Origin of the sequence: Paracoccus litorisediminis (genome assembly GCF_009711205.1) — a bacterium.
Classification (GTDB): Bacteria; Pseudomonadota; Alphaproteobacteria; order Rhodobacterales; family Rhodobacteraceae; genus Paracoccus; species Paracoccus litorisediminis.
The window spans coordinates 18,811-41,390 of sequence record NZ_WMIG01000009.1 but is presented as its reverse complement, the minus strand read 5'-3'; the positions used below and the strand labels follow the sequence as shown (position 1 = coordinate 41,390).

Sequence of the window (22,580 nt, the reverse complement as noted above, 5' to 3'; positions counted from 1 at the left end):
GAAACCACATGCGTCTTGCTAAAACCTTGGCCTCGGCACTTGCGCTGGCGGCAGTTTCGGCGGTGCCCGTCGCCGCAAAAGACCTCAACAGCGTCGGCATCTCGGTCGGCCTGTTGGGCAACCCGTTCTTCGTCGCCACCATCAAGGGCATCGAGGACGCGGCCAAGAAGATCAATCCGAACGTGCAGGTGACCTCGGTTTCGGCCGATTACGACCTGAACAAGCAGGTCGGCCAGATCGACAGCTTCATCGCGGCGGGCGTCGACATCATCATGCTGAACGCGGTTGATGCCGCAGCCATTGCGCCCGCGGTGAAACGGGCACGGGATGCGGGCGTCGTCGTCGCGGCCTTCGACGTGTCGGCCCCCGGTTCGGACGTGACCGTGATGACCGACAACGTCATGGCCGGCACCAAGGCCTGCGACTACATCACGGAACATCTGGGCGGCAAAGGCAATGTGGTCATCGTGAACGGCCCGGCCTCGTCGTCGATCCTTGACCGGGTCAAGGGTTGCAAGGAGGCCTTTGCCAAGCATCCCGACATCAAGGTGCTGTCGGATGATCAGAACGCTCAGGGTTCGCGCGATGGCGGTCTGAATGTCGGCCAGAACCTGCTGACCCGCTTCGACAAGATCGATGGTGTCTTTGCCATCAACGATCCGACCGCGATCGGCTTTGCGCTGGCCGCGAAACAGGCAGGCCGCAGTGAGTTCATCATCACCGCGGTTGACGGTGCGCCCGATATCGAGGGCGAGCTGAAATCGGGTGATGGGCTGATCAAGGCCTCGGCCTCGCAGGACCCCTATACCATGGCGGGTCAGGCGCTGGATCTGGGCTACAAGGTGCTTCAGGGCGAAAAGCCCGAAAAGGACACCGTCCTGCTTGAGCCCGAGTTGATCACCAAGGACAATATCGGAGGCTACAAGGGCTGGACCTCGCCCCGCTAAGCCAAAAGGTCGCGCGGAGAAATCCGCGCGACCGCTTCCGGAATTTTTCAAGGCGCTCCCATGACTGACGAAACCCTTCGCGCTGCCGTTCTGCAGGCCAATCTGGACACCGTGCGATACGGGCTGGTGCTGTCGACCTTTGGCAATGCCAGTGGCATCGACCGCGAAACGGGGCGCATCCTGATCAAGCCCAGCGGCGTGCCCTATGACAGCCTGACGCCCGAGGACATGGTGCCCTGCGATCTGGACGGGCGGGCGCTGGACAACCGGCTGCGGCCTTCGTCGGATCTGGCAACGCATGCGGTGCTTTACCGCGAATTTCCGGGCATCGGGGCCGTGATCCACACCCATTCCACCTATGCCACGATCATGGCTCAGGCCCGCCGCCCGATCCCGGCCCTGGGCACGACCCATGCCGATTACTTCTACGGCACGATCCCGGTGACGCGCGACCTGACCCCCGACGAGATTTCCGAGGATTACGTCCTGAATACCGGCAAGGTCATCGTTGAGACATTCGCGGGTATCGACCCGCTGAGCATTCCCGCCGTGCTGGTCGCCGGGCATGGCCCCTTCGTCTGGGGGCGCACCCCCGATGAAGCCGTCCATAACGCCGTGATCCTCGAAGAGGTGGCGCGCACAGCTTGGCATGTCATGGCGCTGAACCCGGAACCGCAGCCGATCTCGCAGGCGCTGCTGGATCGCCATTATCTGCGCAAGCATGGTGCGCAGGCGACTTACGGACAAGGAAACTAGGCGATGATCGTTGCCGGCGTCGATTTCGGCACGCTCAGCGTGCGCGTGACCCTGATGGAAACCAAGACAGGTGCGACGCTGGCGGGCGCGACCGCGGGCTATCCGTTGAAACGAAGCGCGGCCGACCCGCTGCTGGGGGCGCAGGCCCATGCCGACCACATGACCGCCTTGGCGGCCGCCATGCGTGAGGCGATTGCCAAGGCCGGTATCGACGGCAGGCAGGTTGCCGCGCTGGCCTGCGACACGACAGGCTCAAGCGTGGTGATGGTGGACGCTGACCTGCAACCGCTGGCCGATTACTACCTGTGGTGCGATCACCGGGCCCATCACGAGGCCGCCGAGATCACCGCGCTTGGCCGGGCCGAAGGGCTTGAGGCGCTGAACTGGTGCGGTGGCACCTATTCCCATGAATGGGGCTATGCCAAGGTCCTGCATTTCCTGCGCCACAATCCGGACCTGCGGGACCGTTTCGCGACCGCGCTGGAACATTGCGACATGGTGGCGGCGACGCTTTGCGGCATCACCGATCTGCACGAACTGCCGCGCAGCATCTGCGCTGCCGGTCACAAATGGATGTATGGCGCGCGCTGGGGTGGTCTGCCGCCGCAGGATTTCCTCAGCCGCGTCGATCCGTTGTTTGACGGCATCAATGACCGACTGGCGGGCCGCCACGTGACCTCGGATGCGATTGCCGGACATTTGTCGGCGGAATGGGCCGAGAAGCTTGGCCTCAGCGCCGGCATCCCGATCCCGGTGGGCGCATTCGATGCGCATTGGGATGCGATCGGGGCAGGGGCGCGACCCGGCGATATCGTGAACGTGGTCGGGACATCGACCTGTATCATCGGAATGGGACCCGAGGGCTTTCCGCCGGTGCCGGGTCTTTGCGGCGTCGTGCCGGGCAGCGTGTTGCCCGGTTGGACCGGGATCGAGGCCGGGCAATCCGCCACCGGCGACGTGTTCGAGGCGATCGCCCGGCGCGCCGGCAGCGATGTCGCGACGCTGTGCGAAGGGCTGGAATCCGTGCCGCCGGGCGGCAGCGGGCTGATGCGGTTGAATTGGGACAATGGCGATCGCACGGTTCTGGTCCGCTCGGACCTTGGCGCGGTGACGCTGGGCTGGGACCTCAACCACACCGCCGCCGATGAAATGCATGCAGCCATCGAAGGCATGGCCATGCATGTGCGCATCGTCACCGAGCGCATCGAAAGCGGCGGGGCCCCAACCGCGCGCATCGTCAATGCAGGTGGCATTCCGCAAAAGAATGCCGTCCTGAACCAGATCTATGCGGATGTGCTCAATCGCGAGGTGCATGTGCCCGCGACCTCGCCCGTGGGCACCGGCTCCTGCATCTTTGCGGCCGTGGCGGCGGGGGCTTTCGAAAGCTTCGAGGCCGCCCAGCAGGTGCTATGCCCGCCCAGTCAAGTCTTTAGCCCCCGCCCGGAAGCCCGCCTTGGCTATGATGCGCTGTTCGCGCTGTTCCGCGAACTCTATTTCGGCTTTGGCGAGGGCAGGTCCGTTCATCTTGGCGCGGTGCTGCCGCAACTCCGCGCAAATCGTCTGGCCGGAACCGAGCGCATCTGACCGGTTTCAGACCCGCGCGGCGTCAAAGCGTGACCGCCTCGACCTTCCAGATATCGGCCATATAGCCCCGGATCGTGCGGTCGGACGAGAAGAAGCCCGATCGTGCGATGTTCAGCGCCGCCATCCGGTCCCAGTCGCGGGCATCGCGATAGGCAGCGTCGACCTTGCGCTGGCAGGCGAAGTAGCTGGCGAAATCCGACGCGACGAGGAAGGGGTCGTCATTCCATGTCCGGTCGAGCAACGAGAAGTAATGCTCGGCCCGGCCGAAGCGCCCCTCGGCGATCAGTTGCAGGGCGATCTTCATGTCTTCGCTTTTCTCGATGGCGGCGCGGGCATGGCCGGGCTTGGCCTTCTCAGCGGCGGCCTCGGCGGCGGTCAGGCCGAACAGGAAGAAGTTCTCGGGTCCGACCTGCTCGCGGATTTCGACATTGGCGCCGTCCAGCGTGCCGATGGTCAGGGCGCCATTCATGGTGAATTTCATGTTGCCGGTGCCCGAGGCCTCTTTGCCGGCGGTCGAGATCTGCTCGGACAGGTCGGCGGCGGGGATCAGATGCTCGGCCATCGAGACGTTGTAATTTGGCGGATAGGCGATCTGCAGATAGGGCGCGGTCACCGGGTCCTTGTTGATCGTCGCCGCCACGTCATTGATCAGGTGGATGATCGACTTGGCCATCCAATAGCCCGGCGCGGCCTTGCCGCCAAAGATCTTCAGGCGTGGCGTCCAGTCGCCGTTCGGGGATTCGTGGATGCGGTGCCATAGTGCGATCGCTTCAAGAGTGTTCAGAAGCTGGCGCTTGTATTCGTGCATGCGCTTGACCTGCACATCGAAAATCGCATCCGGATCGGCCTTGATCCCCAGCCCGGCCAGCAGCCCGTTCGACAGCGCTACCTTGTTCAGGCGTTTGGCGGCACGCAGGGCGTGAAGGAAGGCGGGGTCATCGGCATGGGCCTCAAGCCCTTTGAGCTGATCCAGATCGCCGGTCCAGCCCGTGCCGATGGACTGGTCGAGCAGCTTCGCCAAGGGCGGGTTCGCCATGCGCAGCCAGCGCCGTGGGGTCACGCCGTTCGTTTCATTGACGATGCGATCGGGATGCAGCTTATGCAGATCGGAAAAGACCGTGCTGCGGACAAGGTCGGTATGCAGCGCCGAAACCCCGTTCACCTTGCCCGCCATGATGAAGGCGAGTTCCCCCATCAGCACCTGATCATGTTGCAGGATGCTGACATGGGCGGGGCGGCCCGTCGTCGCGCGATGCTCGGCGTCGATCATCTCGATGATCTGCAGGTGGCGGGGCAGAACATGGCCCATGAGCCAGGTCGACCAGCGCTCCAGCGCCTCGGGCAGCAGGGTGTGGTTGGTGTAGTTCAGCGTACGCCGCGCAAGGCCAAGGGCCTCGGTGAAGCCGAAACCGTGCTCATCCATCAGGATGCGGATCAGTTCGGGGCCAGCGATGGCGGGATGAGTGTCGTTAAGCTGGATCGCCACCTTGTCGGGCAGGTGGGCCAGATCCTCGCCATGCTCGGCGACGAAGCGGCGGATGATGTCCTGCAGCGCGGCCGAGGTCAGGAAATACTCCTGTTTCAGCCGCAGCTCCTTGCCGCTTTCGGTGGTGTCGTCGGGATAAAGTACGCGCGAGAGGGTGCGGGCCAAGGCCTCGGGCTCGGCGGCGGCGGCGTAGTCGCCCGCATTGAAGCGATGCAGGTCGAACAGGTTCGTCGGCTGCGCGCCCCACAGGCGCAGGGTATTGGCCCAGTTCCCTTCCCAGCCGATGACCGGCGTATCATAGGCCCGCGCGATGACGCTTTCGCCGGGCCTCCAGACGCTTTTGCCGTCGACGGTCTCGACATGACCTTTGAAGCCGACCGTGTAGCTGTAATCGACCCGGACGAATTCCCATGGATGGGGCTGGTTCAGCCAGTCCTCGGGGGCCTCGACCTGCTGGCCGCCCTCGAAGCGCTGGCGGAACAGGCCGTGTTCGTAGCGGATGCCATAGCCAAAGGCGGGGACGCCAAGGCTGGACAAAGATTCCATGAAACAGGCTGCGAGCCGACCAAGGCCGCCATTCCCCAGCGCGGCATCCGGTTCGTCCTCAAGGATCTCGGTGCGGTCCAGACCCAGCGTGGCCAGCGCCTGATCCATCTGTGCATCAAGGCCCAGATTGATGATCGCGTCGCCCAAGATTCGGCCGATCAGAAACTCCATCGACAGGTAATAGACCCGCTTCAGCTTGCGATCGCGCGAGGCGCGGTGGCCGGCCATCCACGGCGTCACGATCAGATCGCGGATCGTGTAGCTGACCGCCAGCCGCCAGTCGAAGACCGTGGCGAATTCCGGGCCCCGGCCCTGAGTATGCGTGAGGTGATGAAGGATCTGCTCGGACAGGTCTTGCGCGGTAGGAAGCTGGGACAATTCTGGCCTCATGGCTGGAAGAGGAAGACAGATCGCGCGGGCAGCAGCCCGTATCTTGGTGGCAGCTTTCCGGGGCGTTGCCTAGCAGGGCGTGGGCCGGGGTTGGGCTGGGTCGCATATTGCCCGGATTTTGATGTGATTGCCTGCCAATGAGGCCCCTTCATCACCGCCCCGGCGCATCGGAAAGGACAAAGGCCACCACGCTGTCGGCGGCGACGGTCTCGGTGTCGCGGGCGGGTTCGTCCACCGGGCCAAAGCGACTGCTGTCAAGCTGTCTGCGCCAATTGCCGCGCTGGCTGGTATCGGGCAGGTGCACTTCGGTCTGGGGTCCGGCATTCAGGACCAGAAAGACCGCGCCGCGCAAGGCGGCATATTCTGGCGTACCCGAGGCCATGCGCATCTCGGCCGCCACAAGGCGCAACTCCGGGTCGGACCAGTCCTCGACTCGCATTGGTTGACCATCGGCGCGGCGCCAGAACAGGTCGGGAATGCCGTCCTGTTCGCGGGCATGACTGTGCAGGAACCGCTTCTGCCGCAGGATAGGATGGGCCTTGCGAAAGGCGACAACCCGCTGGCAAAACTCAAGGAAACCGGCATCGGCATCGTCCCAGTCGATCCAGCCGATCGGGTTGTCCTGACAATAGGCATTGTTGTTGCCCTGCTGGCTGTTGCCCAGCTCGTCCCCGGCAAGGATCATCGGCGTGCCCTGGGACAGCAGCAACGTCGCCATCAGGTTGCGGCGGCGGCGGGCGCGGCGCTCGGTGATGTCGGGGTCACTGCTTGGCCCCTCGACCCCGCAATTGTCGGACAGGTTGTGGTCGTGGCCGTCGCGATTGTCTTCGCCATTGGCCTCGTTGTGCTTCTGGTCGTAGCTGACCGTGTCCATCAGCGTGAAGCCATCATGGGCTGCGATGAAATTGACCGAGGCCGTCGCCGCCCGCCCGTCATGGTCAAAGCGCGCCGCCGATCCGGCGATGCGTTTGGCCAGCTTGCCGATCAGCCCCGGATCGCCGCGCCAGAAGCCGCGGATCTGGTCGCGGAAACGGTCGTTCCATTCGGCGAAGGGGGCAGGGTAATTGCCCAGCTGGTAGCCGCCCTCGCCGATGTCCCATGGCTCGGCGATCAGCTTGACGCGGTTCAGGACCGGGTCTTGCCGGACCGCGCGAAAGAAGGACCCGTCCCGGTCAAAGACCCCATGCGAGCGGCCCAGCACCGAACACAAATCAAAACGGAAGCCGTCGACATGCATGACCTGAACCCAGTAGCGCAGCGAATCCATCACCAGCCGCAGAGCGAAGGGGTTATCAAGGTCCAGCACGTTCCCCGTGCCCGCGTCATTGACGTAGAAGCGGCGATCCTCGGCCAGACGGTAATAGGCGGCATTGTCGAGCCCGCGAAACGACAGGGTCGGGCCGCGTTCGTTGCCTTCGGCGGTGTGGTTATAGACCACGTCGAGGATCACCTCGATCCCGGCCTGATGGAAGCGCGAGACCATCTGCTGGAACTCGGCAATGTCGCCGTCGCGCATGTAGCGGGGTTCAGGCGCGAAAAAGCCGTAGGACATGTAGCCCCAGTAGTTCCGCAGCCCTTTCTCGACCAGAAAGGCGTCATCGGTGAAGGCATTGACCGGCATCAGCTCGATCGCGGTGATGCCAAGGCGGGTCAGGTGGTCAAGGATCGGGTCCGAGGCCATGGCCAGAAAGGTGCCACGATCGGGAATGTCGGATCGCGCTGCCGTCAGGCCCTTCACATGGGCCTCATAAATGATGGTCTCGGTCAGGGGAAGGCGTGGGGGGAAGTCGTTGCCCCATGAATAGCTGGGATCGATCACCACCGAGCGCGGCATGAAAGGGGCGCTGTCGCGCGGATCAAAGCTAAGATCGGCACTCGGGTCGCGGGTCTTGTAGCCGAAGATCGCGTCATGCTGGATCGGACTGCCGGTCAGGCGCTTGGCATAGGGGTCGATCAGCAGTTTGTTGGGGTTGAAGCGGTGGCCCTCTCGCGGTTTGTAGGGGCCATGCACGCGATAGCCATATTGCTGCCCCGGCCGCAGCCCCGAAATATAGCCGTGCCAGACATGGCCGTCGCGCTCGGGCAGGTCCAGCCGGGTTTCGCGGCCCTTGGCGTCGAACAGGCACAGCACCACCCGCTCTCCATGCTGCGAGAACAGCGCGAAATTCACCCCGGCCCCATCGAAGGTCGCACCCAGTGGCGAGGCGTATCCGGCAGTGATCGCGTGTCCTGCGGTCATTTTCCGGCCGCCAGCCGGTGATAGAGCCGGGCGTATTCCCGCGCCGACTGGTCCCAGCCGACCGGCTGGCTCATGGCGTTACGCTGCATTCGGGCCCAGATCTTGGGCTGGGCGTAGAGGTCGCAAAGATGCGCCAGCGCGTTCCTGAGTGCCTCGACCGTGACCGGGGCGAATTGCAGACCGGTCGCCACCCCCTGCGCCATCGCGGCGGGTGATGCATTGATCACCGTATCGGCCAGCCCCCCGGTCAGCGCCACCAGCGGCAGCGTGCCGTAGCGCAGCCCGTAAAGCTGCGTCAGGCCGCAGGGTTCGAAGCGCGAGGGGACAAGGATCGCGTCGCCCCCCGCCATCATGCGATGCGACAGCCCCTCATCATAGCCGATGCGGACGGCGACATTGGCGTCCTGCCCGGCGGCATTGCGAAAGGCATTCTCAAGCTCGCGCTCACCCGAACCCAGCAGCGCCAACTGCCCACCGCGTGCGGTCAGGGCGGGCAGGGCCTCGAGCAGCAGGTCCAGCCCCTTCTGGAAGGTCATGCGCGAGACGACGATGCAAAGCGGTCCGGCGGCCTCGGGCAGGCCGAATTCGGCGCGCAGGGCGGCCTTGTTCGCCAGCTTGCCCGCGGGCTTCTCATAGGGCGTGACCAGCGGGTCCTTGGCCGGGTTCCAGACCTCATGATCGATGCCGTTCAGGATGCCGCTGAGATCGTCGCGGCGATGGCGCATCACCCCGTCCATCCCCATGCCAAACTCTGGCGTCATCAGTTCCTCGGCATAGCGCGGCGAGACGGTGGTCAGCGCATCCGCCCCGACCAGCCCGGCCTTCAGCGCCGAGATCATGCCCCAATACTCAAAGCCGTCATGGGTGAAGCGCGACGGGTCCAGCCGCAGCGCGCCCAGACGATCCGCGCCGACATTGCCGTGGAAGGCGATGTTGTGGATGGTCAGCACGGTTCGGATGCCCGGAGCATCCATGCTGCGCAGATATTCGGTCATCAAACCGGCCTGCCAATCATGGCCATGCAGGATCTGCGGGTACCAATCCCCGGCACCATGCGCCGCCACATGGGCCGCGACCCATGACAGCGCGGCAAAGCGTTCGGGATTATCGTGCCAGTCGGTGCCGTCCGGCGCGTGATAGGGGCCGCCCGCCCGGTCATAAAGATGCGGGGCGTCGATCACCAACAGGTCCAGCCCCGCAGCCATGCCCGCAAGCAGCCGTGCGGGCCCGCCGAACAGATCGTCGAAATCGATGACCGGTGCCACGTCCTCCAGCGCCGCCATGACAGCGGGATAGCCGGGCAGCAGGACGCGCATCTCGACGCCCTCAGCGGCCAGCGCGCGGGGCAGGGCACCAGTGACATCTGCCAGTCCACCGGTCTTGACCAGCGGCGCGCATTCCGAGGCGACGGACAGAACCCGCATCAAAGGCTTGCCGCCCGCTTGTCCAGCATGTCCTGCGTGATCAGCGTCACCCCGCGAGGGCTGACGCGGAACCACTTGGCGTCCTCCAGCGGGTCCTCGCCGACGACCAGCCCCTCGGGGATCACGACGCCGCGGTCGATCACCACCTTGCGCAACCGCGCCGAGCGGTGGACCGTGACATAGGGCAGCACCACCGCGTAATCCAGAACGGCATAGCTGTTCGTATGGACCTCGGTGAACAGCAGTGAGTTGCGGATCTCGGTCCCCGAGACGATGCAGCCGCCCGAGACCATCGAGGAAATCGCCACGCCGCGCCGGTCCTTTTCGTCATGGATGAACTTGGCCGGGGGCACGCTGATCGCATTGGTCCAGACCGGCCATTCCCGGTCCCACAGGTTCAGCTCGGGGACGAAATCGGTCAGGTCGATATTGGCCTGCCAGAAGGCGTCGATGGTGCCGACATCCTTCCAATAGGCGGGCGCGCCCTCGTCCCGAACGCAGGAGACATCGAAGCGATGTGCCATCGCCTTGCCCTTGGCGACAATGTCCGGGATCAGGTCATTGCCGAAATCATGGCTGGAATTCGGGTCCTCGGCATCCTTCAGCAGCAGGTCGCGCAGGAAGGCCCAGTTGAAGACATAGATCCCCATCGAGGCCAGCGCATGTTTGGGATCGCCCGGCATGGCGGGGGGATCTTTCGGCTTCTCAAGAAAGGACGTGATGCGCCCGGTTTCATCCACCGCCATGACGCCAAAGGCGCTGGCCTCGGCCAAGGGCACGGTCAGGCAGCCGATGGTCACGTCAGCGCCGCTTTGGACGTGCTGGCGCAGCATGATCTCGTAATCCATCTTGTAGATGTGGTCGCCCGCCAGAATGATGATGTGGTCGACATCGTAGCTGTCGACGATGTCGATGTTCTGGGTCACGGCGTCCGCCGTGCCGCGATACCAATGTTCGTCCGAGGTGCGTTGCGAGGCGGGCAGGATATCCAGAAACTCGTTGCGCTCGGCGCGAAAGAAGCTCCAGCCGCGATGGCAATGCCGGATCAGGCTATGGGCCTTGTATTGGGTGGCGATGGCGATCTTGCGGATGCCGGAATTGACCGCGTTCGACAGGGCGAAATCAATGATCCGGGTCTTGCCGCCGAAATAGACGGCGGGTTTCACGCGGCGGTCGGTCAATTCGTGAAGCCTGCTGCCGCGCCCACCGGCCAGCACGAAGGCCATTGCCCGGCGTGTCAGTCGCCCGTTCTCGACCATTGAACAATCCTCCCCAATTCCCTGGTAAACATCAATCGTCGGCTATCAGCACCACAACCGAAAGCGGCGGCAGGGTCACGCTGGCCGAGGCCGGTTGGCCGTCCAGCGGCTTCGCCTCGGCCGTGACACCGCCAAGGTTCCCCTGACCGCTGCCACCATAGATCGTGGCATCGGTATTGATCGCCTCGCGCCAAGCGCCTGCGTGGGGCAGGCCGATGCGGAAGCCGTGGCGCGGCACCGGCGTCATGTTGCAAAGCACCGCGACTGGCGGATGTTCCGCCCCGCCAAGACGCAAATAGGCCAGGATAGACTGCTCGGCATCGTTGCGCAGCCATTGGAAGCCCTTGGGATCGGCATCCAGCAGATGCAGTGCGGGCGTGTCGCGGTAAAGCTGGTTCAGATCGCGTACCAGACTGCTCAGGCCCGCATTCAGTGGCCGAGCGGCGGCCTGCCAATTCAACTCGGCATTATGGTTCCATTCCTCGGGCTGGCCGAATTCGCAGCCCATGAACAGCAGCTTCTTGCCGGGATGGGTCCACATGAAGCCGTAATAGGTCCGCAGGTTCGCAAATTGCTGCCATTCGTCGCCCGGCATCTTGCGCAGCATGCTGCCCTTGCCGTGAACGACCTCATCATGGCTGATCGGCAGCACGAAGTTTTCCGAGAAGGCATACATCAGCCCGAAGGTCATCTGGTCGTGATGGTATTTGCGATGGATCGGCGCGCGGGACATGTAGCGAAGGGTGTCGTTCATCCAACCCATGTTCCATTTGTAGCCAAAGCCAAGGCCGCCCGCATCGACCGGGGCCGAGACCTTAGGGAAGGATGTGCTTTCCTCGGCCACGGTCATGATGCCAGGGGCCTCGGCGTAAGCGGCGATGTTCATGTCCTGCAGGAAGGCGATGGCCTCATAATTCTCGCGCCCGCCATCCTTGTTCGGGACCCATTGGCCGGGCTTTCTGGAATAGTCGCGGTAAAGCATCGAGGCCACCGCATCCACCCGCAGCCCGTCGACGTGATATTCCTGAAGCCAATAGACGGCATTGGCGATGAGGTAGTTTTTGACCTCGGTCCGGCCGTAATTATAGATCAGCGTGTTCCAGTCCTGATGGAAGCCCTCGCGCGGATCGGCATGTTCATAAAGCGCAGTGCCGTCAAAACGGACAAGGCCATGCGCATCGGTCGGGAAATGTCCGGGCACCCAGTCCAACAGCACGCCCAGCCCGGCTTGATGCGCGGCATCGACCAGATCGCGGAATTCATGCGGCGGGCCAAAGCGGATGGTCGGCGCGTAAAGGCCGACCGGCTGATAGCCCCATGACCCGTCAAAGGGAAATTCGCTGACCGGCAGAAGCTCAAGATGGGTAAAGCCCATCTCCACCGCATAGGCGACCAATTCCTTGGCGAGTTCCTTGTAGGACAGATACCGTCCACCTTCGTCACGCTTGCGTCGCCAACTGCCCAGATGCACCTCGTAGATCGAGATCGGCGCGCCGCGGTCCTGCGCCTTTGCCCGCCGGTCCAACCAAGCCGCGTCATGCCAGCCATAGCCCGCGATATTGCGCACCATGCTGGCCTTTTCCGGCGGGTGCTGGCTGCCAAAGCCCACGGGATCAGCCTTGAGGATCAGGTCGCCCTGTGCGTCGAGGATCTCGTATTTGTAGAGGGCACCTTCGGATATGCCGGGCAGGAAGATCTCCCACACGCCACTGCCATTGCAGCGGCGCATGACGTGAAGCCTGCCGTCCCAGTTGTTGAAGTCTCCGACGACCGAGACGCGCTGGGCGTTGGGCGCCCAGACGGCGAAATGCGTGCCGGTCACATCCTCATGCGTCCTGACATGCGCGCCAAGGGCCTGCCAAAGCCTGTGATGCGTGCCTTCGCCAATAAGGTGCAGGTCGATTTCGCCCAGGATGGGGCCAAAGCGATAGGGGTCCTCGAACTCCCATTCCCGACCGGTTCCATCCTGCGCGCGCAAACGATAGCTCCCTTCGGGGATGGGTCCGGAAAAGACATCGCCCTGCAAGCGGGGCAGGTCGTGCGATCCGTCGGCACTGATGACGTGAACAGCCGCAAGGCCCGGATGAAAGACGGTCAGCCGACGCGCCTTGCCGATTCCATGTGGGCCAAGGACGCGAAATGCGTCACCGCATCGCCCCTTATGCAGGGCGGTCAGGTCGTCATCGCTTGGAGTTGTAGGCGAATTCAGCTTTCCCATTGCGATCACTGTAGCAAGGCCGAAGATTCGGGCAATCCACCCAACCATTCAGACAAGATGTTTTGCGGAACGGCCATGCCATGTTTCAGTGGCGACAAGGCGCGGGATGAAAAAGAGGGCAGAGATGACGGAATGGTGGCGCGACGCGGCGATCTATCAGATCTATCCGCGCAGTTTTCAGGATAGCGACGGGAATGGCATCGGCGATCTGCGTGGGATCACCCGACGGCTGGATCATGTCGCGGCGCTGGGCGCTGACGCGATCTGGCTCTCGCCGATTTTCACCTCGCCGATGAAGGACATGGGTTATGACGTCTCGGATTATACCGATATCGATCCGGTCTTTGGCAGCCTTGCGGATTTCGATGCGCTGATCGCGCGGGCGCATGAATTGGGGCTGAAGGTGATCATCGACCAGGTGATCAGCCATTCCAGCGATCAGCATCCTTGGTTCGTCGAAAGCCGCAAGGACCGCAGCAATCCCAAGGCCGACTGGTATGTCTGGGCCGACCCCAAGCCCGACGGGACCCCGCCGAACAACTGGCCCTCGGTCTTTGGTGGCCCGGCCTGGGAATGGGAGCCGCGGCGGCGGCAGTATTACCTGCACAATTTTCTGAACGAGCAGCCCGACCTGAACATGTGGAACCCGGACGTGCAGCAGGCGCTGCTGGACGCGATGCGCTTCTGGCTGGAACGCGGCGTGGACGGGTTCCGGCTGGATACGGTGAATTACTACTTCCACGACAAGGAGTTGCGCGACAATCCTGCGAACCGCAAGCATACCGGCCCCGACACTTATGGCTTCCAGCGCCATATCCATTCGAAAAACCAGCCCGAGAACATCGCATTTCTGCAGCGCCTGCGCGCGCTGACCGATCAATATGACGACCGCATGATGGTGGGTGAGGTGGGCGATGGCGGAAAGGCTGCAATCGACATCATGGCCGAATATACCGCCGGGGCAGGGCGGCTGCACATGTGCTACTCATTCGAGATGCTCAGCCCGGAATTCACGGCAAAGCACTTTCGCCGGGTGATCGAAGGGGTGCGCGATGGCGCGCCGGACGGGCATTCCTGCTGGAGTTTCTCGAACCACGACGTCGTGCGTCATGTCACCCGCTGGGCCGAGTACGGCGTCGGGTCATCGGAACTGGCGCGGCAAGCCATCGCGATGCTGATCTCGTTCCCCGGCACCATCTGCCTTTATCAGGGCGAGGAACTTGGCCAGACCGAGACCGAGTTGCTTTACGAGGAACTGACCGATCCGCAGGCATTGCGCTTCTGGCCCGAGATCCGGGGCAGGGACGGCTGCCGCACACCGATGGTCTGGGAAAAATCGGCGCCTAATGCTGGTTTCTCGACTTCGCGCCCCTGGCTGCCAGTCAAGCCCGAGCAGGCGGCGCTGGCGGTGGATACCCAATCCGACCCCGACAGCGTGTTGTCAGCCTATCGGGCCACCTTGGCGTTTCGCAGGTCGCAACCGGCGCTGCGCTGGGGCGAGATCGAATTCATTCGCACCCGCGAACCACTTCTGGCCTTTCGCCGCAGGTTCGAAGGGCAGGAGGTGACCTGCGTTTTCAACCTGTCGAGGATGCCAGCGCAGTTTGTCGCGAGCGAGGGCTCGCGCCTTCTTGGACCATCCCGCGCCACATTGGACAAGGAGCGGTTGAAGCTGCCCGGAAATGGTTTCGCCTGGCTTGAATCAGGGGAGGACTTGTAGCGCTCGGGTTATCGTATCGGCATAGAGCATCGGAAGCGAAAGCATTCCCTGGGTGAAACCTGTTTGCTCAAGCGGGCATACATTTCACACCGGCCAGTTTCGTATCCGCGGTGCGTAACTGTCTCCCGACAATGCGGCGCCGGATGTGCCACGAACAACCGGGAGAGTATGAATGTCATTGGAGCGTCTCTGACTGCTTCAAGGCACCGCCACTGTTCTGGCAACACTCTTCCTGCCCAGCCTTTGCGGGGTGCGCGGCCCAGATCGCGCCGGTCTTCGATCTCTCCGGTGGGCTGGCGATCTATGTTCAGCCGATCGATGCCCGCCCTGACCTTGCAGTCGATGAGTTCAACTAGAAGGGCGGGCTGTTGGGGCAGCAGATCGAGGTCAGACCCGCAATCGAGCATCCAGCTTTACACCCAATACCGCTCTTAGGCTGCGACGGCTTTGCAGGCAGTAGTTGAAATCACCCCCGGAAACTGTCCAAGGATCGGGGCGTAGCTCACTTTGTGCTTCTTCCACTCGTTCGTTAGGCACGAGAGCCTGGCGCAACAGGGGTTGGTTGCCATCCAGGGGCTTTTGACGCCGCCCCATTTACGAACAAGTGCCATGCGCGCTCAAACCAGATCGTTCGGTTCTCGTCCGTGGACAGTGTCGTCCCTCCCATGAGGGCTTCGTTGCTGGGTCCCAGCACGACGGCCGCGATCAACTGCCGCGCCATGAATTCCGGATCGGGTGCACAGAGTTCGCCTGCCTCATGTGCCTTTGACACCGCATCGGCAAGCAAGGGCGTGAACCGATCATCGCCGACAAGAGGCCGGGCGCGCATTGCCTCGATCAAGGCCTCGCGCTGCAGCGCCAGCAACTCCTCGTCCAGATTGGCATCCAGAAACCAGCGTGCCAGATGCTTGACGCGCGCGAGCGGCGCTGCGGGGCTCGCGGCATCGGCTTCGTTGAACCAGGCCAGGGCGCGCTGGCGCGCCTTGTCGGCGATACAGGCAAACAGCGCCTCCTTGGTGGGGTAGCGGCGATAGAGCGTGTCCTTGCCGATGCCGCAGGCGTCGATCACCTGCTCCATCGTGGTGGCTGCGAAGCCTTTGGTGACGAACAGGTCCCGCGCGGCAGTCTCGATCTCGGAGGCGATGCGTTCGGAATCCTCTTTGGTCGGCCTTCCGCTGCGGGTGGTGCGCCGAGTCGTGGTCGTCATGTCTGTCCGAACTTTCTCTAGGTCGCCGGTATTATGGGCAAAATTTCCGGATCTCTTCAACCGCTGGGGATTGTTAAGTAAATTAATCAGAAAATATCTGGACGTAAAAGTCCCGTTATTGCTAAAGCGGCGCCAAGCGAATTTTGGAGATCCCGCATGAAACGCAAGGCCGCAGCATTGAGCACCGCAATGGGCATCGTGGCTTCGGCCGCAGCTGCACAGGTGGTGGAGCTTGACACCATCGTGCTCGAAGCCGACGTGGCGGAGACCGCAAGCTCATACGCCCTGCCTGAAATGCGTTCAGCGACAAAGACCGATACGCCAGTGGTCGAGACTCCGCAGGCCCTGACGGTGGTGACGCGCAAGCAGTTCGACGACCAGAATACCCAAACGGTGGGTCAGGCGTTGCGCTATACATCGGGCGTGCTGTCGGAAATCGACGCCTCGACACGTTATGACAGCGTCTTCCTGCGCGGCTTTGGCGGTTTTGGTACCTCGTCGCAATTCGTGGGCTTTCTTGATGGATTGCGTCTGCCGCGGGGCCAGGGATTTGCACAATCCGCGATCGATCCATTTCTGCTTGACCGAGTGGATGTGCTGAAGGGCCCCTCGGCGCTGCTCTATGGCCAGTCGGGTCCGGGCGGGCTGGTGAACATGGTAAGTCGCAGCCCCGATGGCAGCACCGGAGGCGAGGCTCGTCTGGAATTCGGCAACCATGACCGCGTTCAGGCAGGTTTCGCCCAGCAAGGCGTGCTGGATGAAGAAGGGACCCTGCAATACAGTGTCTCGGCCATGGGTCGGGTTGCGGGATCGCGCTACGATCATGTCGACGAAGACCGTTTCGCAATCGCGCCCAACCTTGTCTGGACGCCCAGCGATCAGACACGCTTGACCGTCGGTTCCTATTGGCAAAAAGACCCGGAAGGCGGTTATTTCAACTCGATCTATCCGACCCAATTGGCCCCGGAATTCGCGGGCGATCTGGACCGAGATCTGAATGTAGGCGACCCGAACTTCGACTCATTCGAGCGCGAGCAATGGGGCGTCTATGCCGGGATCGAGCATCTGATTTCGCCCTCGCTGACCTTGCGTTCGAAACTGCGTTTCAGCGGCGTCGATGCGGATATGCAGGGCATCCAGATGGCTGCGCCGATTTCCCCCGAGGGTGTTCTGACCCGTCTCGCCGTCCGTTCACATGAGGAAGTGCGCGGCTTTGCCTGGGACAGCAATCTGGAATACGGGCTTCGGACCGGGGCCGCCGAGCATCGCCTGCTGGCCGGGGTCGATTTGCAATGGAACGAAAGCGACTGGCAATACGAATACACGCTTGCGCCGCCGCTTGACGTGACCAACCCGGTCTATGCGGGCGTGTCGGGTCCGTTCTTCCCGCTGACCGACAGCAAGCAGACCGTCCGCCAGAACGGGGTATACCTCTCGGACCAGATCACCATGGGCCGCCTGCATGCCGTTCTGGGCGCGCGCTACGACTGGATCGAGACGGAAAGCGAGAACCGCCTTGCCAGAGCCACGACCAAGCAGGACAGCGAGGCTGCTTCGTATCGCGCGGCGCTGCTTTACCATTTCGACAATGGGGCCGCCCCCTATCTCAGCTATGCGACCTCGTTTGAGCCGGTGATCGGCGTCGATGCAGCGGGCCAACCCTTTGAGCCGGCCCGCGCCAAGCAATGGGAGTTGGGCCTGAAATACCAGCCTCAGGACGTCGAGGCGCTGTTTACCGTCGCCGCCTTCGACATCCGGCAGGAAAACGTGCTGACCCCAGGCGAGATGCCGGGCTTCTCGCAGCAGACCGGCGAGATCCGCTCGCGCGGGCTGGAGTTCGAGGCGCGTGGTCAGGTGACGCCGCAGCTTGAGGTCATTGCCGCCTATACGCTGCTCGATACCGAAATCGCCCGCACGACCGTTCCCGGGGTCGAGGGCAACCGCCCGCAGGCCGTGCCCGAGCATTTCGGCTCGATCTGGCTCAATTACGCCTTTGCTGGCGCGATGGAAGGGTTTGAGCTGGGCGGCGGCGTCCGCATGGTTGGTTCCAGCTATGGCGACGATGCCAATGAGCTGAAATCCGATGGCTACACGCTGGTCGACCTTGCCATGCGGCAAGATATTGGCGCGACGAACCCCGCTTTGGAAGGGCTAGAGGCCACGCTGAACGTGCGCAACCTGCTGGATGAGACCTATTACTCCAGCTGCAGCTACAACTTCTATTGCCAATACGGAGAGGGCCGCACGATCACCGCGGGTCTGCGCAAGACATGGTGACGCGGCGCACGGTTCTGGGGCTGGGGACGGCGCTTGTCGCGGCCCCTCGTTTTGTCTGGGCCGGGGGCATTCTGGCGACGGATGTGCTTGGCAATGCCATCTCGCTGCCAAAAGCGCCCGAGCGGATCATCCTGCTTGACGCGACGGACCTGCTGACCATGGCGGCGCTGCTGCCCGATCCGGGCGCGCGCGTCGTGGGCATGGCCAGCGCCGCGCGGCTGGATCTGGGCCCGCTGACCCCGAAATTCGTGGGCCAAATCCCCGAGGTGGGGCAGCTGTCGCCGGATACGGTCTCGGTCGAGGGGATCATCGGGCTGAAACCCGATCTGGTGGTCGCCAGCGCCTATATGCTGCCGCCCGAGGGATCGCTGCTGGTCCAGCACCTGCAAGCGGCGGGCATCCCGGTCGCCTGGACCAGCGGGCATGACGGTGCATTGCCCGCAGCCGAACAGCTGACCCGTGCCATGAGCTTCTGGGGCGCGGTCCTGCAACGACAGGATCGGGCGGCGGAACTGACCCGGTTCGGCCTGTCGCGTCTGGATGCGGTCCGGGCTTGCGCGCAGGGCGCTGACCGGCCGCGAGTCTATATGGAGATCATGTCCACCTTTGACGATTGCTGCTGGTCTGCCGGGCGGGCCTTTTGGGGCGATCTGATCGGCATGGCCGGGGGTGACCTGATCGCCAGCTCCGACGGTTGGAGCGCGAAGCTATCGACCGAAGGATTGCTTGCCCAGCAACCGCAGGTCTATGTCGCCACCGGGGCAGGCTTCGCGCCGGATATGCAGCCGGGCATCGGGCCGGGGCTGGACCCCGCAAAGGGCCGCGAAGGATTGCTCAGGGCGGCCATGCGCCCGGCCATTGCCGGATCGGCGGTGCTGCTCGACGGGCGCGTCCACGGCATCTGGTCCGGGCTGATCACCTCGCCGCTGCTGGTCCCGGTTCTGGCCGAATGCCTGGGCAAATGGCTGCAGCCGGGCAGCTGTGCCGCGCTGGACCCGGAAAAGACGCTGGCTGCGCTGAACGCCTATCTGACCCATCCGTTGCCGGGGCCGCTCTGGCTCTCACTCGGAGACGACTGATGCAGGCCCATGCCAGGATCGCTTTCCCAGCCGCCGAAGACTATTTTCAGATCATCCTCGACGCGCTCGACGCCCATATGCTGCCCACCCGCCGCATCGGCCCGCATGAGGCCGTGGCTGGCACACAGGACGAAATCCACCTGTGCATTCAGGACGGCCGTTTGGACGTGGACATCCGCTCGGATGACCCGGCTCAGCTCAATTCGATGCGTTACTCGGTCACCAGCCTAATCGATTTCAACGCGCGCGAGGCGGCTTTGGCCATCGTATGGCAGGGCGACAGGGCAGGAGACACGCTGCCCGCCGAATTGCAGGTGCTGCATGTCGTTGGGACCGAGACCCTTGGCCCCAATTTCCGCCGCATCTGGTTCACGGGTGCGGACCTTGCCCGCTACAACACGGTCGCGCAGCTGCATTGCCGGCTTCTTTTCAAGCGGGGACGCGGGGTACCCGAAGCATGGCCGATGATGACGGATGCGGGTCGCATCCGGTGGCCCGAGGGTCGCGCCCTGCTGGATACCCGCCTGTTCACCATCCGCCATGTCGATCTGGCAGGGGCGAGGCTGGCGGTGGATTTCCACCTTGGCAGCCATGCTGGCCCCGCGACCGACTGGGCACGCGGGGCTCAGCCCGGCGATGGCGTGGGCTTCATCGGCCCGGCCGCGCAGGGCTTGGTCGAGGCCGAGTTCCACGTCTTTGCGGGCGATGAAACCGGCCTGCCGGGCATCGCCAGATGCCTCGCCGCACTTGGGCACGAGACAAAGGGAGTCGCCCTGATCGAAATCGACGGCCCGCAGGATGAGCAGATCATCTGCGCACCGCGGGGCTGTGATATCCGCTGGCTCCATCGACAAGGCGCTCCTGCGGGCACGACCCGCCTGCTTGTCGATGCCTTCGACAATATAGACTGGCCGCAGGATCTTGCCCGGGCGGCCTTCTGGTGCGGTGCCGAACGAGATGCATTCGTGGAATTGTCGCGCGTAGCCCGCGCGCTGGGGTTGCCCCGTGACAGGATCACCGGCTACGCCCATTGGCGTCGCGGCATGAGCGAGCCGGAAATCGCCGCTGCGGGAAGCAGCGCCATCCGCGAATGAGGCCCTGAGCAAGCTGGCCAGCACCTCCCCACGCTTTTCCCTTGGTAAAGATAAAGGTCACATCACGTGCGCTGCACTCACCGGCAGCTTTCAGACTGCATCCAGACGCGCCCGCTATAAATGCGAAGATCCCCCGCCACCGGCAGCGATCCGCCCGGCTGGATCGTGCCCACCAGTTTTTCACTGCCCTCCGCCTGAGTGACCGGTCCACGCATCGCAGCTGATCTGACCTCATTTGCGGCGCTGGTCGAGGCGGTCAGGGGAAGCGCAGGCGATTTCAGCGGCCGTCCCGCAGGGTTCATGCCGGGACTGACTGACCTGCCGCCCCTCGCGCCGGATCTATGGCTTCGGTCCATGAACAGGCCCTGGCCCTGTAGGGTCCAGCGGGTGAGAGATTGTGCTGGCCGCTACGCTGACGCCAAGATTTTTTGCCTGAGCATCACAGGATGAACGGCAGCAAGGACCGTCACGCTGCAGACCCAGAATGTCCACCCGGTCACCCGGGCCTGTCAAAGCAGAGGGCCCCGAAGGGCCGCCCGAAGATTACGCCTGATGATCAGTCAGGATCATGTCGGCGGCCTTTTCGGCCACCATGATCGTCGGTGCGTTGGTATTCCCCGCCATGACGAAGGGGAAAATCGACGCATCCGCGACGCGCAACCCTTCGATCCCGCGCACACGCAGCTTCGGATCGACCACTGCCGCCTCGTCCACACCCATTTTGCAGGTGCCGTTCTGGTGGTGATAGGACATCACCGCCGAGCGGGCGTAATCCGCAAGCTGCTCGTCGCTTTGTACCTCCGCACCGGGATAGATCTCGCGCCCGCGCCATTCGTCCAAAGCCGATTGCTTCGCGATCTCGCGCATCTGCTTGATCGAGCGGACCAGGATATCGACGTCATATTGTGTCTGCAGCACCTGCGGATCTATCTGCATGACGTCATCCGGATCGGCCGAGGTCAGGCGGATCGCACCGCGCGAGGTCGGACGCACCCCCGATGCCATCAGGCTGAACCCGTTCATCGTCGGCTTCTCTTGTTCGGGCGCGTAATAGGGCACGAAGAAGAACAGCGGCTGCATGTCGATGCCCGGCAGTTCCGGATCTGACTTGGCGAAAAGATGCGCGTGCAAAGGCGTGATCGTCAGATCCGTGGGCGCGGGCAGTTCCTTGGCACCCTCATAGATCACCGGGCAAAGCGTGTGGTCATGCAGGTTCTTGCCGACGCCCGGAAGGTCCAGCTTCACCGGAACACCGATTTTCTCAAGCTCCTCCTTGGCACCGATTCCGGACAGCATCAGGATGCGCGGGCTTTCGACTGCTCCGCCCGAGACCACAACCTCGCGCGCGGCCGCGACGGTATGCAGCTTGCCGTCTTGCATGTAGGTTACGCCGGTCGCGCGATTGCCCTCGATCTCGACGCGGTGGACGCGAGCATTGGTGACCAGCGTCAGGTTCGGACGCTCCATCGCCGGGCGCAGGAAGGCCACCGCGGTCGAGGCGCGCTTACCGTCCCTGGTGTTCAGATCGACATAGGCGACGCCGTCCTGTGCCCGGCCGTTGGTATCGTCGTTATAGGGGTGGCCAGCCTGGATGGCGGCCTCGACGATGGCCTTGGTGACCGGATGCGGTTCGTAATCCGCGGTCACATGCAAAGGTCCTCCCACGCCGTGGAACTCATCCTCGCCGCGCGAGAAATCCTCGGATTTCCGGAAATAGGGCAGGACCGATGCATAATCCCAACCCTCGCAGCCGAATTCATTGGCCCACTGATCGTAGTCCGAGGCATTGCCACGAACATAAATCATGCCGTTCAGCGAGGAGGAGCCGCCCAGTGTCTTGCCACGTGGCCAGTAAAGCACGCGGTCATGGGCATGCTGCTGAGGCACGGTGCCATAGCCCCAGTCGTATTCGGTTCCCCAAAGCTCGATCAGGCGCATCGGCGTCGAAATCATCTCGCTGCTGTCGGGTCCACCCGCCTCGATCAGCAGGACCGAAGCACCATTCGCCGACAGTCGGTTCGCCAACACACACCCTGCCGAGCCCGCGCCGCAGATAACATAGTCGTAGGATTTTTCCGTCGCATCGGCGGGGTTCACGCTAGCGCCCCACAATCCGCCGCCAAGGCTGAGAACGCCCGACGCCACGGCAGTGCGCCCAATGAAGCTGCGCCGGCTCATCCCTTTTTCTGTGCTGTCCCTCGTCATCCGTTCCTCCTGCGATTGACACTCTGCGGCCTGTCGCAGGATGGGACGGGGTCAGGTCTCGAGTCTTGGTTCAGCGCGCCAACTGGATTGGCCATGCGCGCCAGTCTGAGCGTGGGGTCACCCCTGCTTTCAAAGAGCCGAAAAAACAG

At 63.3% G+C, this 22,580-nt stretch carries 14 protein-coding genes; 7 read left to right on the top strand and 7 right to left on the bottom strand.

Annotated features, from left to right (window positions below):
• Nucleotides 1-8 precede the first annotated feature (8 nt).
• The 3 genes from GL300_RS15405 to GL300_RS15395 are packed head-to-tail and all read left to right on the top strand — an operon-like array spanning nucleotide 9 to nucleotide 3,287.
• Entirely contained in the window at nucleotides 9-947 is a 939-nt protein-coding gene (locus tag GL300_RS15405; protein WP_155040547.1) for an ABC transporter substrate-binding protein, read from the top strand.
• Between the two features lie 60 nt (nucleotides 948-1,007).
• On the top strand, nucleotides 1,008-1,703 hold the full coding sequence (gene araD / locus GL300_RS15400) for an L-ribulose-5-phosphate 4-epimerase AraD (protein WP_155040546.1): 696 nt from the start codon (nucleotides 1,008-1,010) through the stop codon (nucleotides 1,701-1,703).
• 3 nt (nucleotides 1,704-1,706) lie between these two features.
• Nucleotides 1,707-3,287, top strand: a complete 1,581-nt coding sequence (locus GL300_RS15395) for a ribulokinase (protein WP_155040545.1) — start codon at nucleotides 1,707-1,709, stop codon at nucleotides 3,285-3,287.
• 22 nt (nucleotides 3,288-3,309) lie between these two features.
• On the opposite strand, the gene GL300_RS15390 is transcribed toward GL300_RS15395, so the two are convergent.
• From GL300_RS15390 to glgB, 5 genes are all read right to left on the bottom strand, one after another.
• Nucleotides 3,310-5,709 carry a glycogen/starch/alpha-glucan phosphorylase gene (locus tag GL300_RS15390; protein WP_155040544.1) on the bottom strand — a complete coding sequence of 800 codons (2,400 nt, stop codon included), beginning with the start codon at nucleotides 5,707-5,709 and terminating at the stop codon, nucleotides 3,310-3,312.
• A 151-nt stretch (nucleotides 5,710-5,860) separates the two neighbouring features.
• Nucleotides 5,861-7,948: a glycogen debranching protein GlgX gene (gene glgX / locus GL300_RS15385; protein ID WP_155040543.1), complete on the bottom strand. Its 2,088-nt coding sequence runs from the start codon at nucleotides 7,946-7,948 to the stop codon at nucleotides 5,861-5,863.
• Nucleotides 7,945-9,375, bottom strand: a complete 1,431-nt coding sequence (gene glgA / locus GL300_RS15380; RefSeq protein WP_246195201.1) for a glycogen synthase GlgA — start codon at nucleotides 9,373-9,375, stop codon at nucleotides 7,945-7,947. Before glgA ends, glgX begins: the two co-directional genes overlap by 4 nt.
• Nucleotides 9,372-10,631 carry a glucose-1-phosphate adenylyltransferase gene (gene glgC / locus GL300_RS15375; RefSeq protein ID WP_155040541.1) on the bottom strand — a complete coding sequence of 420 codons (1,260 nt, stop codon included), beginning with the start codon at nucleotides 10,629-10,631 and terminating at the stop codon, nucleotides 9,372-9,374. The genes glgA and glgC overlap by 4 nt, the downstream gene beginning before the upstream one ends.
• A 31-nt stretch (nucleotides 10,632-10,662) precedes the next feature.
• Entirely contained in the window at nucleotides 10,663-12,849 is a 2,187-nt protein-coding gene (gene glgB / locus GL300_RS15370; RefSeq protein ID WP_155040540.1) for a 1,4-alpha-glucan branching protein GlgB, read from the bottom strand.
• A gap of 124 nt (nucleotides 12,850-12,973) precedes the next feature.
• Here glgB and GL300_RS15365 point away from each other — a divergent pair, with 124 nt between their 5' ends.
• Entirely contained in the window at nucleotides 12,974-14,569 is a 1,596-nt protein-coding gene (locus tag GL300_RS15365; protein WP_155040649.1) for an alpha-glucosidase, read from the top strand.
• A gap of 529 nt (nucleotides 14,570-15,098) precedes the next feature.
• On the opposite strand, the gene GL300_RS15360 is transcribed toward GL300_RS15365, so the two are convergent.
• A complete protein-coding gene (locus GL300_RS15360) occupies nucleotides 15,099-15,776 on the bottom strand; it encodes a TetR/AcrR family transcriptional regulator (RefSeq protein WP_155040539.1) in 678 nt (225 codons plus the stop codon).
• Nucleotides 15,777-15,932: 156 nt separating this feature from the next.
• Between GL300_RS15360 and GL300_RS15355 the strand changes: the two genes are divergently transcribed.
• From GL300_RS15355 to GL300_RS15345, 3 genes are read left to right on the top strand one after another with little or no spacing between them, the layout of a single operon-like run.
• Nucleotides 15,933-18,053 carry a TonB-dependent siderophore receptor gene (locus GL300_RS15355; protein ID WP_155040538.1) on the top strand — a complete coding sequence of 707 codons (2,121 nt, stop codon included), beginning with the start codon at nucleotides 15,933-15,935 and terminating at the stop codon, nucleotides 18,051-18,053.
• Nucleotides 18,047-19,132, top strand: coding sequence for an ABC transporter substrate-binding protein (locus tag GL300_RS15350; RefSeq protein ID WP_155040537.1), 1,086 nt, complete (start codon nucleotides 18,047-18,049; stop codon nucleotides 19,130-19,132). Before GL300_RS15355 ends, GL300_RS15350 begins: the two co-directional genes overlap by 7 nt.
• Nucleotides 19,132-20,226 (top strand): siderophore-interacting protein, encoded by a 1,095-nt coding sequence (locus GL300_RS15345; RefSeq protein ID WP_170297685.1) that lies wholly within the window; start codon nucleotides 19,132-19,134, stop codon nucleotides 20,224-20,226. The genes GL300_RS15350 and GL300_RS15345 overlap by 1 nt, the downstream gene beginning before the upstream one ends.
• Nucleotides 20,227-20,769: 543 nt before the next feature.
• Here GL300_RS15345 and GL300_RS15340 read toward each other — a convergent pair.
• Complete coding sequence (locus tag GL300_RS15340) at nucleotides 20,770-22,404, bottom strand: GMC family oxidoreductase (RefSeq protein ID WP_155040535.1); 1,635 nt, start codon at nucleotides 22,402-22,404, stop codon at nucleotides 20,770-20,772.
• Nucleotides 22,405-22,580 lie beyond the last annotated feature (176 nt).

What these genes read in the sequence shown, in the direction of transcription:
- GL300_RS15405 (WP_155040547.1), top strand. Translation starts at nt 9, where the DNA reads ATGCGTCTTGCTAAAACCTTGGCCTCGGCACTTGCGCTGGCGGCAGTT.
- araD (WP_155040546.1), top strand. Translation starts at nt 1,008, where the DNA reads ATGACTGACGAAACCCTTCGCGCTGCCGTTCTGCAGGCCAATCTGGAC.
- GL300_RS15395 (WP_155040545.1), top strand. Translation starts at nt 1,707, where the DNA reads ATGATCGTTGCCGGCGTCGATTTCGGCACGCTCAGCGTGCGCGTGACC.
- GL300_RS15390 (WP_155040544.1), bottom strand. Translation starts at nt 5,709, where the DNA reads ATGAGGCCAGAATTGTCCCAGCTTCCTACCGCGCAAGACCTGTCCGAG.
- glgX (WP_155040543.1), bottom strand. Translation starts at nt 7,948, where the DNA reads ATGACCGCAGGACACGCGATCACTGCCGGATACGCCTCGCCACTGGGT.
- glgC (WP_155040541.1), bottom strand. Translation starts at nt 10,631, where the DNA reads ATGGTCGAGAACGGGCGACTGACACGCCGGGCAATGGCCTTCGTGCTG.
- glgB (WP_155040540.1), bottom strand. Translation starts at nt 12,849, where the DNA reads ATGGGAAAGCTGAATTCGCCTACAACTCCAAGCGATGACGACCTGACC.
- GL300_RS15365 (WP_155040649.1), top strand. Translation starts at nt 12,974, where the DNA reads ATGACGGAATGGTGGCGCGACGCGGCGATCTATCAGATCTATCCGCGC.
- GL300_RS15360 (WP_155040539.1), bottom strand. Translation starts at nt 15,776, where the DNA reads ATGACGACCACGACTCGGCGCACCACCCGCAGCGGAAGGCCGACCAAA.
- GL300_RS15355 (WP_155040538.1), top strand. Translation starts at nt 15,933, where the DNA reads ATGAAACGCAAGGCCGCAGCATTGAGCACCGCAATGGGCATCGTGGCT.
- GL300_RS15350 (WP_155040537.1), top strand. Translation starts at nt 18,047, where the DNA reads ATGGTGACGCGGCGCACGGTTCTGGGGCTGGGGACGGCGCTTGTCGCG.
- GL300_RS15345 (WP_170297685.1), top strand. Translation starts at nt 19,132, where the DNA reads ATGCAGGCCCATGCCAGGATCGCTTTCCCAGCCGCCGAAGACTATTTT.
- GL300_RS15340 (WP_155040535.1), bottom strand. Translation starts at nt 22,404, where the DNA reads ATGAGCCGGCGCAGCTTCATTGGGCGCACTGCCGTGGCGTCGGGCGTT.